Source organism: Planctomycetaceae bacterium, assembly GCA_021371795.1.
Classification (GTDB): domain Bacteria; phylum Planctomycetota; class Phycisphaerae; order Sedimentisphaerales; family UBA12454; genus UBA12454.
Genome location: JAJFVK010000005.1, coordinates 64,080 through 76,082, shown reverse-complemented (window position 1 = coordinate 76,082; position 12,003 = coordinate 64,080). Strand labels below are relative to the sequence as shown.

General features: G+C 45.3%; 11 protein-coding genes and 1 rRNA gene. 4 read left to right on the top strand and 8 right to left on the bottom strand.

The genetic code is table 11. The features are described from left to right. Positions 1–283: 283 nt before the first annotated feature. A 16S ribosomal RNA gene (locus tag LLF92_02510) occupies positions 284–1,833 on the bottom strand. Between the two features lie 549 nt (positions 1,834–2,382). Here LLF92_02510 and thrC point away from each other — a divergent pair. The 4 genes from thrC to LLF92_02490 are packed head-to-tail and all read left to right on the top strand — an operon-like array spanning position 2,383 to position 6,514. After that, positions 2,383–3,729 (top strand): threonine synthase, encoded by a 1,347-nt coding sequence (thrC, locus tag LLF92_02505; GenBank protein MCE5339989.1) that lies wholly within the window; start codon positions 2,383–2,385, stop codon positions 3,727–3,729. A 22-nt stretch (positions 3,730–3,751) separates the two neighbouring features. Beyond that, positions 3,752–5,179, top strand: coding sequence for a glycosyltransferase family 39 protein (locus tag LLF92_02500; protein MCE5339988.1), 1,428 nt, complete (start codon positions 3,752–3,754; stop codon positions 5,177–5,179). A 14-nt stretch (positions 5,180–5,193) separates the two neighbouring features. Beyond that, positions 5,194–5,817 carry a TlpA family protein disulfide reductase gene (locus LLF92_02495; protein MCE5339987.1) on the top strand — a complete coding sequence of 208 codons (624 nt, stop codon included), beginning with the start codon at positions 5,194–5,196 and terminating at the stop codon, positions 5,815–5,817. Between the two features lie 10 nt (positions 5,818–5,827). Then, positions 5,828–6,514 carry a 2-oxo acid dehydrogenase subunit E2 gene (locus tag LLF92_02490; GenBank protein ID MCE5339986.1) on the top strand — a complete coding sequence of 229 codons (687 nt, stop codon included), beginning with the start codon at positions 5,828–5,830 and terminating at the stop codon, positions 6,512–6,514. A gap of 2 nt (positions 6,515–6,516) precedes the next feature. On the opposite strand, the gene LLF92_02485 is transcribed toward LLF92_02490, so the two are convergent. The 7 genes from LLF92_02485 to ffh form a co-directional block, all read right to left on the bottom strand. Beyond that, positions 6,517–7,356, bottom strand: a complete 840-nt coding sequence (locus LLF92_02485) for a TatD family hydrolase (protein ID MCE5339985.1) — start codon at positions 7,354–7,356, stop codon at positions 6,517–6,519. A gap of 24 nt (positions 7,357–7,380) precedes the next feature. After that, positions 7,381–7,779 carry a YraN family protein gene (locus LLF92_02480; protein MCE5339984.1) on the bottom strand — a complete coding sequence of 133 codons (399 nt, stop codon included), beginning with the start codon at positions 7,777–7,779 and terminating at the stop codon, positions 7,381–7,383. Between the two features lie 6 nt (positions 7,780–7,785). Further along, positions 7,786–8,175: a 50S ribosomal protein L19 gene (rplS, locus tag LLF92_02475; GenBank protein ID MCE5339983.1), complete on the bottom strand. Its 390-nt coding sequence runs from the start codon at positions 8,173–8,175 to the stop codon at positions 7,786–7,788. A 164-nt stretch (positions 8,176–8,339) separates the two neighbouring features. Beyond that, complete coding sequence (trmD, locus tag LLF92_02470) at positions 8,340–9,017, bottom strand: tRNA (guanosine(37)-N1)-methyltransferase TrmD (protein MCE5339982.1); 678 nt, start codon at positions 9,015–9,017, stop codon at positions 8,340–8,342. Positions 9,018–9,032: 15 nt separating this feature from the next. Further along, on the bottom strand, positions 9,033–9,446 hold the full coding sequence (rpsP, locus tag LLF92_02465; GenBank protein ID MCE5339981.1) for a 30S ribosomal protein S16: 414 nt from the start codon (positions 9,444–9,446) through the stop codon (positions 9,033–9,035). 79 nt (positions 9,447–9,525) lie between these two features. After that, a complete protein-coding gene (locus LLF92_02460; GenBank protein MCE5339980.1) occupies positions 9,526–9,846 on the bottom strand; it encodes a hypothetical protein in 321 nt (106 codons plus the stop codon). Further along, the gene (gene ffh / locus LLF92_02455; protein ID MCE5339979.1) at positions 9,846–11,273 is read right to left on the bottom strand and encodes a signal recognition particle protein; all 1,428 of its coding nucleotides are present in this window, start codon (positions 11,271–11,273) and stop codon (positions 9,846–9,848) included. The genes LLF92_02460 and ffh overlap by 1 nt, the downstream gene beginning before the upstream one ends. Positions 11,274–12,003: the final 730 nt, after the last annotated feature.

Here is a 12,003-nt window from a genome sequence, read left to right as displayed (position 1 = left end):
GGTTCAATCGAAAAATAGGTATGGTCATCAACCGATCCTGCGGATGCAAGAACCTGCGTTACCTCTTTCTAAACCTCAGACAGTTGGCAAAAAAACCGATTCCATTATGATCCCGTATCATCAAAATCCGCGGAGAACCTAAAAAAAGCCCTGTCCGAAGACAGGGCTTTTAGTAGTTTTACAGTTGGTGCGTCTTTAAGGCAGACAAGTGCCTGACAGTCACCGTCATTTAAGAGTCCCGATAAATCGGGACCCGCTAGACGGAGTCTAAATTATCCCTTAGAAAGGAGGTGATCCAGCCGCAGGTTCCCCTACGGCTACCTTGTTACGACTTTGTGCCAGTCATCGAGCTTACCGTCGGCAGACGTCTCCCTTGCGGGTTAACAATCCGACTTCGGGTACTCCCGACTCCCATCACTTGACGGGCGGTGTGTACAAGGCTCAGGAACACATTCACCGCGTCATCGCTGATACGCGATTACTAGCGATTCCACCTTCATGCAGGCGAGTTGCCAGCCTGCAATCTGAACTGGGGCCGTTTTTTTGCGATTTGCTCCACCTTGCGGTCTTGCGTCGCTTTGTAACGGCCATTGTAGCACGTGTGAAGCCCCAGGCATAAAGGCCATGAGGACTTGACGTCATCCCCGCCTTCCTCCGGTTTAACACCGGCAGTCCTGCTAGAGTCCTCTCCTTGCGGAGTGAGTAACTAACAGCAGGGGTTTCGCTCGTTATGGGACTTAACCCGACATCTCACGACACGAGCTGACGACAGCCATGCAGCACCTGTGCTTGTTTCACCCTTGCGGGCAGACTACTCTGTTTCCAGAAAGCCATCCAAGCATGTCAAACCCAGGTAAGGTTCTGCGCGTTGCTTCGAATTGAACCACATGCTCCACCGCTTGTGTGAGCCCCCGTCAATTCCTTTGAGTTTTAGCCTTGCGACCGTACTCCCCAGGCGGCATACTTAACGCTTTTGTTTCGGTCTTGAGAACGTCAGAGTTCCCAACACCAAGTATGCATCGTTTACAGCGTGGATTACCGGGGTATCTAATCCCGTTCACTCCCCACGCTTTCGTGTCTCAGCGTCAGAATAGGCCCAGTGCTCCGCTTTCGCCACAGGCGTTCCTCTTGATATCTACGCATTTCACCGCTCCACCAAGAGTTCCAAGCACCCCTGCCTACCTCAAGATTAGTAGTTTGCCCAGCAGTTCCTCGGTTGAGACGAGGGATTTCACAAGACACTTACTGATCTGCCTACACACGCTTTAAGCCCAGTGATTCCGAACAACGCTTGCCACCTCTGTATTACCGCGGCTGCTGGCACAGAGTTAGCCGTGACTTTTTCTGGGTTAGATCAATCCTTGCGGACTTTCAGCACCCTAAAAGAAGTTTACATCCCGAAGGACTTCATCCTTCACGCGGCGTCGCTGGGTCAGGCTTGCGCCCATTGCCCAATATTCGTTACTGCAGCCCTCCGTGGAGGTCCGGACAGTGTCTCAGTTCCGATGTGCCGGGTCGATCTCTCAATCCCGGTACCCGTCAAAGCCTTGGTGAGCCATTACCTCACCAACTAGCTGATAGGAGAAAGGCCGCTCCTGTGCCGATAAATCCATTGGTTATCAATCATGCGATCAATAACATTATCCGGTATTACCGCCCCTTTCGGTAGTAAGTATTGCTACTTACGACGCTATTCCGGTGCACAGGGTACGTTACCTATCTATTCCTCACCCTTTCGCCACTCACCATACGGTTAAGCATAGTGCGTGCGACTTGCATGTCTTAGCCACGCCGCCAGCGTTCGTTCTGAGCCAGGATCAAACTCTTCAAGTTGATCTATAGACTCTGTAATCATACAGGAATCTGATAAAAAGCTCTTACAAACATATTTGTTACGCATCAAAAGTGTCTGTTATATTTGGTCATTTTTCAATGACCGTGTACACCAAATTAAGGCTAATCATTAGTCCTGCGTAGGACTAATAACGCCACACTTTCGCTGCATATCGTGGTATAACTGTTAACTTGTCAAAGAGCAACTTTCCAGCTTTATAAAGGCCGAAAAGAAAGCGGCCGAAACGTCTTCATATCAGACATTGTCGTCCGCCTCAAGAGTTCAACAATATACTCCCGCCACTACAAAGAGTCAACCATATTTATAAAAAAATTTTTCGTTTTTTATAACCACCTACAAAACAAATACTTACAATACGCAAAATCTTTCTAACAGCCACTCTTCACTGTATTATTTTTAAAATACCCCCGCTAAATTTTGATAAAAATCGCCATTTTGCATCACCCCCTGCTGTTTATATCTTTTATTGCAAACCTTGCTCAAAAAGGGTATTATGCTGTCCTAATATTTTACGGAGCAATTAATAAATGGCAGAAAAACAAAAGGCTTTTCAGAAGTGTATCAACCCGCAATGCGGTGCCGAATTCTCGTGCACAGAGGCATTCTTCAAATGTCCTAAGTGCGGCGAATTGCTTGACATACAGTACGACTGGAGTAAAATAGAAGTACCCGCAAAACTGGCCGATTTCGCAAAAAGATGGGCGACAAGAAACAACAAGCTCGACTTCTCCGGCGTGTGGCGTTTTCGTGAGCTTTTAGATTTCTGCCCGGACGAATTCAAAGTTACGATGGGCGAAGGCCAGACATTGCTCCAAAAAAATGACGACATCGCGAAGGTCGTTGGAATGAAGGCCGGCTGTCTGCATCTGCAATACGAAGGCATGAACCCCTCCGGCTCGTTCAAAGACAACGGTATGACCGCCGCATTCAGCCACGCAAAAATGGTCGGCGCAAAAGCCTGCGCGTGCGCATCAACCGGCAACACAAGCGCCGCCGTCGCTCTCTACGCACATCTTTGCAAAATGAAATGCACAGTGTTCATAGGCTCCGGCAGAATCGCGTTTGGAAAATTGAGTCAGGCCATGGACTACGGCGCAAAGACAATTCAAATCCTCGGCGATTTCGACGATTGTATGAAACAGGTTCAGGCAGTCTGCACTGAATTAAAATTATATCTGCTCAATTCGCTCAATCCTTTCAGACTCGAAGGCCAGAAAACAATAATGTATCGAATCCTCGAAGGCTTGAATTGGAAAACGCCCGATTGGATTGTCGTGCCGGGCGGAAATCTCGGAAACTCAAGCGCATTCGGAAAGGCATTCGCCGAATTGAAGCAGCTTGGCCTTATCGACCGCATTCCAAGACTTGCGATTATCAACGCAACCGGCGCCGATACTTTGACAGAACTTGTAAACAAACGCAATCTCAAATGGAACAACGGGAACATTGACAATAAAATTATCAACGATTTTTACGCTGAACTGACAGCGAAAAAGTTCTCGCCGCACACCTGCGCATCTGCAATCGAAATTTCACGGCCGGTAAATCTGAAAAAATGCCTGCGAGCACTCGAAGTCTGCAACGGCGTTGTTCGCGCGGTAAGCGATGAAGCGATAACGGATGCTAAAGCGTTAATCGGAAAATTCGGACTCGGCTGCGAACCCGCGTCAGCGGCATCTGTAGCAGGTCTGGAAGTGCTGCTCGCTGAAAAAATTATTAAACCGGAAGAAACCGTCGCATGCGTACTGACAGGCCATTGCCTTAAAGACCCGAATGTTACGGTCAGTTACCACAAAGACAAAGGCGGCAAATACAGCAATCCGCCCGTCGAATGTCCTAACGACCTTAAGCAAATCATTAAATTGATGAGTTAGGCTCAAAGAACAGATAAAAACTATGGACGATAGAAAAATAAAAGGAATTATCCTTTGTGCCCTTTTGGTAATTCCTGTAATTACATCTTTTGCCTGGCTGGCCAATATGCCCGTCGGCAATCACGAAGCCTACGTAGCCATAGCTGCCAGAAATATGATAAAAACTGGCGAATGGGTCATACCTTATGTCAACGGCGAACCCAGACTGAACAAAACGCCGCTTTGCTATTGGATTCTCGCAGGAATCGGGAAAGTTGCGGGCGGAATAAATGATTTTACAGTTCGTCTGCCAAGCGCACTTTTAGCGATACTTTCCGCAGCAGCGATTTTTTATTTTGTTCGTAAGCAGTTGGGTTTTCGCATTGCCGCGATTTCAGCGATTATATGGTCAACCACACTTGGTTACATAAGATATAGCCACACCGGCAGACCTGAAATGGCATTGTGTACTTTCGTTACGATTGCGATGTTGAGCTTTTACGCCGGCATTAAAACCGAATCACGCAGAGAGCAAATTTGGTTTATGATTGTTTTCTGGGTCAGTTTCGCACTGGCAATGCTCGCCAAAGGCCCTGCCCCGCTCCCATTAATCGCACCGGCATTGTTTTTGTATTTCCTTATTTTCAAGCAATGGAAACTTGTCCCCAAAGTACTGCCGCTGGCGGGCATATTAATATTCCTGTTGATTGTCCTGCCCTGGCCGATTGAGGTGTTGAAACACCTGCCGAACGCTGCGGAAATATGGAACAGAGAATATATTGCAAGAGCCGAAGGCGAATATGTGCCCGGCGGAAAACCATTCTATTATTATTTCGGAATTATGTTCATTTATATAATTCCGTATTGCGCTTTTATACCTATGGCGTTGACTGCTCCGTTCTTTAAAATATGGGAAGAAAAACGCGATGCGTTATGGTATCACTGGCTTTGGTTTGTGGTCGGCATACTCGTTATGACTGCCTGCGGCGGAAAACGTCAGCATTATATCCTTCCATTGATGCCCGCAATGGCTGTTATGGCTGGAATCATTCTCGATGATTTGATTTTTACGCGGAAAAGTTACGACAAGAGATTTACGCTAACATTTATGTTCGGACATATCGCCGCGGCCGTTATAGTCGCAGGTGTTTTTGTTTTTGCGATACCTAAAATTACCAGCGAAGAACGTCAGAGCGACAATGCTATAAAATTGCTTACTGAACAAATAAAGACTACTATCCCCGACACGGAAATAATTGCTTATTGCAATGCCAACGCTTCGTTTATATACTATTTCGGAAAAGATGTCGCCCAGATACGCGATGTCAACGAAGTGTATAACCGGTATTTAACCGGCAGCGGAATATTCGCAAGAGATATCTTTTATGAAAAGTTAAAAAGTGATAATCGGTTTAATCTCTTCATAAAAGGCGTTGACGATGAACGAGGCATATTTTTAAAAACTGAATAAAATCGGAGAACATAATGAATACAAAAAAGATTTTCTCATTAGCGTTGGTTTTTTGTCTTGTGAACTTTAGTCTTTTCACAGGCTGCAAGAAAAGCACGCCCGCACCTGAACAGGGGCAGGAAAAGGCCGTTTCGCAGACAGAGCAGGCAACTGAAGCAAACACAACAAATCCAAACGCATTGAAGAGTATTATCGAAAGAAGAACAAGCTGGAATCCTATACTGCCGGAGTTCTACGGCAAAGAAATGCCTGATTTCCAAGTTACGGATATAACAGGCAAAACGCACAGTCTCAAAGATTATCGCGGCAAAAACGTGATGGTCGTTATGTGGGCAACGTGGTGTCAGCCGTGTATGCAGGAGGTTCCGCATCTTAATACACTGCGAGACATTATGCCGGAAGACAAGCTTGCGATTCTGGCGATTTCAACCGAAAATATCGAAACGGTTAAGAAAACCGCCCAAAGCAAAAATATGAAATATACCGTCATCGCGACACAGGAGAATCTGCCCGCACCATTCAGCGAAGTAAAAGGCATACCAACAGCGTTTTACATCCGCCCTGACGGCACATTGAAAATTGTGACCGAAGGTTCTTCGGTTCTCGGCGAAATGAAATCCATAATTTCTGCCGAGTAATTGGTGCCTGATGACTCCGGAGGATGGAAAACGCATAGTTCCGACAAGGATTCAAAAGCTTATCGCCGTGCGTATGCTCACGTCAAAACATACGCAGCCCTGCTTTTACATAACCGCAAAGGCGCTTGTTGACAAAATCGTCGAAACACGCAGACCGTTGAGCAAGCAGCTCGGCGTAAGAATTTCTCTCAATGATTTTATAATCCGCGCAATAGCTCTGGCTGCCGAACAAAATCCACTGTTAAAGGGAACTTTCCACGACGATTACATCGAACTCGCCGAGGATGTCAATGTCGGCCTTGCTGTAGCCGCGCCGAAAGGGCTTGTTGTACCGATTGTAAAGGGCGCGAACAGGAAAAGTCTTGCTGAAATTGCCAAAACAACAAATGGGCTGATTGAAAAAGCGAAAAACAATAAGCTGACTCTCGACGATTTAACCGGCGCCTGCACTACATTATCTGCGTTGGGCATGTTCGGCATTAATTCATTTCTTGCGATACCTTCGCCCGGCCAGTGCAGTATAATTTCGATGGGAAAAATTGTGGAGCAGCCTGTTGTAATTGACGGAAAAATCGAAGTGAAAAAAATAATTGAATTTTGTCTTGCCGCCGACAGCCGGATTATCAGTCCCGATTACGGCGCAAAATTCCTGATGGATATGGTCAATTTAGTATCATCGCCAGATAAACTGGCATAAATTTAGATGTTAAAAAACTCTTTTGTGTTGGCCGCCAATTGTTCGGCCAGCGTTTCCAAATCAACGCCTTTCAATTCAGCGATTTTTTTCGCGGTGTGAATCAGCAGTGCCGGCTCATTAATTTTTTGTTTCCGCATCGGCTCCGGCGACATATACGGACAATCCGTCTCAATCATCATTCTATCCAACGGAACGGTTTTAACGCATTCTCTGGCAAGCTCGCCGTTTTTAAATGTGATGATTCCGGTGAATGAAATGAAAAAACCTTTGTTAATAATTGCGCGGGTTTCTTCGATTGTGCCGCTCCAGCAGTGGAAAACAAATTTTGTCGTCTTATCTGCGCATTTCTCAATTATCTGCATTGTTTCATCAAGTGCGTTTCTGCTGTGAATGATAACAGGCAGCCTGCACAATGATGCGATTTCGAGAAGTCTCTTGAATAAATCACGCTGCGCATCCTGTTTTGAAAAATTGTAATGAAAGTCAAGACCCGTCTCGCCGATGGCGACGACTTTTCCGCTGCCGATTAATTCGACAAGTCTTTGCAAATGTCCCGGCTGATATTCAGATGCGTAATGAGGATGAATGCCGAGTGCGGCATATAAATTTTCATATTTCTGTGCGAGTTTGACAGCTTGCTCGTTGTGTTCAGCGTCGGTGCCGACGCTAATCCATTTTGTAACGCCTGCCGCCCTGCTGCGGACAAGGACATCGTCTATGGAGCCGGCAAGCTCGGTAAAGGTCAAATGTGCGTGTGTATCTATTAGATTCATCTTTACAAATTTAATATTGAGATTGAAGATTTTTGGAGCCGCCTGCGGCGGAACAATTTTATTCTTCAATATTCAATCTTCTATTTTCAATTGCTATGGCACAAACGCATTTTCGTAATGCCGTATCATCGCTTTACCATTTGCATCAGGCATTACAATCACAACATCAAAACGTAGAGGGTAATTTTCGAGTTTATATTCTTTAACAAAAAGCCGAGCTGCTTTAACCATTCTCAATTTCTTGGAATAAGTTATAGCAGACTCGGCTTGTGCGTATTTTTCTGAACTGCGTGTCTTCACTTCGACAAAAATTACTGTTCCGTCAGTCTGCCCTATAATCAGGTCAATCTCGCCGGACTTACAGGCGAAATTCCTCGCGAGCGTCTTACAGCCTTTGGCTTTATAAAACTTTTCGCACTGCTTTTGGCCCCATTGGCCGAGCAAACGACTATCAGACAGAACTTTTTTCAGTTTATTGCCGAAAAAAAGCACGTTTCATTACTTGCCGGACTTGCCGCCGGACTTACCAGTCGTATGGTCGGTACGTTTCTGCGAAAGTTTAACGCTCTTGCCTGTACGTTCTCTAAGATAGTACAGCTTGGCTCTTCTTGTCTTGCCGCTTCTGATAGGTTTAACATCAGCAACGCTCGGCGAGTTAATCGGGAACGTTCTTTCAACGCCTTCATCGCCAATCATTCTGCGGACTGTAAACTGCTGGTTCAGGCCGTGACCTTTTTTGGATATTACAGTACCGCTGAAAATCTGCACGCGGGACTTGTCGCCTTCCTGAATCTTACAATGTACGTCAACTGTATCGCCGACCTCAAAATATGGAATTTGAGGCTTCAAACTTTTCTTTTCGACCGAATTAATCAATTCAGTATTCACTTGTATACTCCTATAGTAATTTAATTTAATCAATAAACACAAATAACATTTTTTCAATTGAATATTGAAGATTGTCGAAGACCCCTTTGGGGTAGATTGAAGATTTTTGGAACCGCCCGCGGCGGATTAATTTCATTCTTCAATTTTCAATCTTCTATCTTCAATTATTTTAGCAAATCAGGTCTTTGACTTTTAGTTTTCTCAAGTGCCTGCTGCTTTCGCCATTTTTCTATTTCTTTATGATTTCCACTCAACAGCACATCCGGCACTTTCAATCCTTTGAAAACTTCAGGTCTCGTATAGTGCGGATATTCAAGAAGGCCTTCGCTGAACGACTCGCTAACCGACGAATCGTCATCGCCCAAAGCTCCGGGCATAAGTCTTACCATCGCATCTATTATAACCATCGCGGCAAGTTCACCGCCGGACAGGACATAATCGCCGATTGATACTTCTTCAGCGTTCGTACCAGTTCTGATTCGTTCGTCGAAACCCTCGTAGTGGCCGGCAATAAGAACAACTCTTTTCTCATTGGCCAGTTCCTGCGCGAGTTTCTGGTCGAATCGTTTTCCGCCGGGCGTTAGTAAAATTATGCGACCTGGGTTTTCGTCCTGCTTTTGAACATTCTCAAGACAGTCAAAAACCGGCTGGCACATCATTACCATTCCAGGCCCGCCGCCGTAAGGCGTATCGTCAACCTTCTTGTAGTTGTTTTTCGCGAAATCTCTAATATTTGAAAGAACTATATTTACCAGCTTCCGTTCCTGCGCTCGTTTGACTATTGAAAAGCCAAGCGGCGAAGCGAACATATCCGGAAAAAGCGTAAGAACATCAATTCTCATCACTTTTAAATTTCTTTAAGCCTTCTGCTCGCCGGCGGCTTCGGCTGCTGCTTTTGCAGCTTCAGCTTTTTCGGCGGCTTTTTTGGCCTGTACTCTTTGAGTATTGTCGAAGACTTTGCCTTTCTTCTTGGCAATCTCTCTGGCTTTGCTCAAACGAGCTTTAATTTGTTTGTAATGTTTGCTTTCAATACCGATTCGTGAGATCAATTCCGCGACTGTTTCGCTGGGAACTGCGCCGACTGAAAGCCAATACTCAATTCTGTCTTTTTTCAGAACGAGCTGCTTTGCTGCGTCTTTTTCAATCGGGTCATAGTGGCCGAGCTTTTCGACAATTCTGCCGTCTCTCGGTGTACGGGAATCAATAGCATTAAGCCTGAAAAACGGCTTGTGCCGGCGTCCCATCCTTGTGAGTCTTAATTTTACTGACATAAACTATCCTTTCGAATATATATAATATTCTTCCCAGTCGTCCGCCCCATTGGCAGAACACATCAGGAAGAAACACGGTCTAATTTTTCTGTGCCTTTTTAAAATATAAGGCATAACCATTTATAAAAATCGCCAGCACAGCCGGGTCGATTTTCGCGTCAGCCGCAATTCTTTTAACCTGTTGGTCAGTAAGACTTTCGGCGTTTTTCTTTTCGTCTTCAGTCATTATCGCAACAGCAATTTTCAACTGCTGTGCTTCTTCTTTCGTCGGACTTGCAAGCATCGCAAGCTCCGCAGAGCCTTTGTTGTCCGCAAAAAAACCGCGATACTGTTTGCCAAACGAATCGCCAGTTTTCTGAACAACTGCTGCTAAATAATCCTGCAAAGACATATTTTTCATTATCGCCAGGTAATTTTGCCTTTTCTGACGATTTTCTGTTTTCGTTTCGAACGCTGTTTAATCTTCTTTCCATGGCTCATCATATCGCCGATGGCATCCATTCCGCCGCCGCTCATTAGCGCCTTAAATCCGCCCAAAGCTCCGCCGGATAAGGCTTTAAGCATATCCCTGCTGCGTTCAAAAGTCTTTATCAAAGACGATATATCGTGCTGATCCCTGCCGCAACCCGCGGCGATGCGCCTCCTGCGCGAGGGGCTGATTATATCCGGATTTTTTCTTTCCTCAAGTGTCATTGAGTGAATTATTCCCTCAATTTTTACCATTTCGCCGTCATCGACATCCATACCCGCCATTTTACTGCCCATACCCGGCAGCATTTTCAGCATATCAGCCATTCCGCCCATTTTCTTGACAGTTTGCATCTGTTTTAGGAAATCATCGAAGCCAAACGTGCCTTTCGCCATTTTTTGCTGCATTTTCGCAGCTTCTTCGGCGTTAAACTGCTCCTGCGCACGTTCGACAAGCGTTACAACATCGCCCATACCGAGGATTCTGCTCGCCATTCGGTCGGGATGGAACTCCTCAAGTTTATCTAATTTCTCACCAACGCCAATAAATTTAATCGGCTTACCCGTTACAGCCTTTATACTTAAGGCAGCACCGCCGCGGGCATCGCCATCGAGTTTCGTTAAGATAACGCCGTCCAATTCCAGACGTTCGTTAAATTCCTTGGCACTATTGACAGCATCCTGACCGGTCATTGAATCGCAAACCAAATATATCTGGTGCGGACTGGTTATCTTGGCTACGTCGGCAACCTCGTTCATCATCTCCTGATCAATGTGCAAACGACCGGCGGTATCAAGAATCACAACGTCATAACCGCTTGATTGAGCGTGTTTTAGGCCGTTTTTCGCAACCTTGACCGCGTCTTTCGAGCCGGGTTCATTATAAACATCAATACCCAACTGCTGACCAAGCGTAACCAACTGGTCAACGGCTGCAGGCCTTTGCAAGTCGTCAGCGACGAGGAGGGTTTTTTTGCCTTTTGATGCTATATATTTCGCAAGTTTGCCTGCGGTCGTGGTCTTACCACTACCCTGCAAACCGGCGAGCAAAATCACTGTCGGGCCGGGGGTTACGTAATAAATTTTCGGGTCGGCTGGGCCCATCAATTTTGTCAACTCATCGTTGACAATCTTGACGAAAACCTGACCCGGATGAAGGCTTTTTATAACCTCTGCGCCAACGGCCGCAGCGCGGACATCTTTACAGAACTGCTTTGCCACGTGATAGTTAACGTCAGCCTCGAGCAGAGCCTTGCGGACTTCGTTCATCGCGTCGGCAATGTTCGCTTCGGTAATCCGACCGCGGTTGGTTATCGCGCGAAAGACATTATTAAATTTTTCCGTTAGTGCATCAAACATTTCAGTCGTTAGTTGATGGTTGTTAGTCGATAGTTATTCGATATTAACATTCAAATTATTAAAACCGGCTATTCTACCGAAAATTTCAAATTTTGCAAGTTTATTAAAATGTACGCAAGTTCCAATGCTCCACCACATCCGCCATTTAACGGAAAATAAAGACTTATGTGCGTTTTTGCTTAAAATCAGAATGCGCAAGTTCCGGCGCAAGTTTGATATAATTCCATACCGCCAAAACTATTAGCGTAATTTTCAATTTTCGTGTTTTTCGCTAAAAACCGCTTTAAAAACACGCACGTTTCAGAGAAAACACTTAAAAAGTACTCCAAAACCGTCCCAAAAGTCGAAAATTTCGAAAAAGTGCAAAATCGGCGCAAGAAAACGCTTGCGCAAATTTTTACGACCACTACATATAGTTGTTAGGTGATAGTTGATAGTCGATAGTGCGCGTTCTTGAACGCAAAATTACGCAAGGCGCAAGTTTTGATGGTAACAAAATGAAACTAAAACACAGTAAAATGAAGTGAATTAAACTAAATGAGTAATGAAATGCAGTAAAATCGTAAGAAATCGTCAAAGTTGAAAATCGGTGTTCGTGAAACATGCGTTCTTTTTTAACCGCGGATTTGCGCGGATTCGACGCGGATTTTTTGCGACCACAGAGATATTTTCTGAACGTCCAACATTGAACATTAAACTTTCAACGCCCAATATTGATCACCCCCCTCTA